Here is a 473-nt window from a genome sequence, read left to right on the forward strand (position 1 = left end):
ATACCAGCTCGCGCTTACGGTCTTCATCAACCGCATAAACTAGCTGCTCAACTTCAACCGCTGCTGAGTTGCGTTTATTCACTTCAACTAATTTAGGATCATTTAATAACTGCTTACTGAGTTTAAAGATGCTGTCGTCAAATGTGGCTGAAAAAAGTAAGGTTTGGCGCTCTTTCGGCACATGGCGCAAGATACGTTTAATTTCGTCAATAAAGCCCATATCAAGCAGTCGATCAGCTTCATCAAATACCAGCGCATTGATACTTGAAAGCTTAATACTGCCTTTAATCACATGATCAAGTAAACGCCCAGGTGTTGCCACTACAACCTGCGCCCCTTTTATGGCTTTAATTTGTGGGCCAATACTAGCACCGCCATAAGCCAGTGCTGCTTTTATTTCAGTATGCGCAGCATAACGCTCTACACTTGCAAATACTTGCTGAGCGAGCTCCCGGGTAGGTGTTAAAATTAGG

1 protein-coding gene is annotated in these 473 nt (G+C 43.6%); it reads right to left on the reverse strand.

What is annotated here, in order from left to right; all coding sequences use genetic code 11:
- A partial coding sequence (locus tag E0L37_RS21340) for a DEAD/DEAH box helicase (RefSeq protein WP_133493635.1) occupies nucleotides 1-473 on the reverse strand: 473 nt, incomplete at both ends.

Source organism: Alcanivorax sp. 24 (assembly GCF_004360225.1).
In the GTDB taxonomy this organism is placed as follows: domain Bacteria; phylum Pseudomonadota; class Gammaproteobacteria; order Pseudomonadales; family Alcanivoracaceae; genus Alloalcanivorax; species Alloalcanivorax xiamenensis.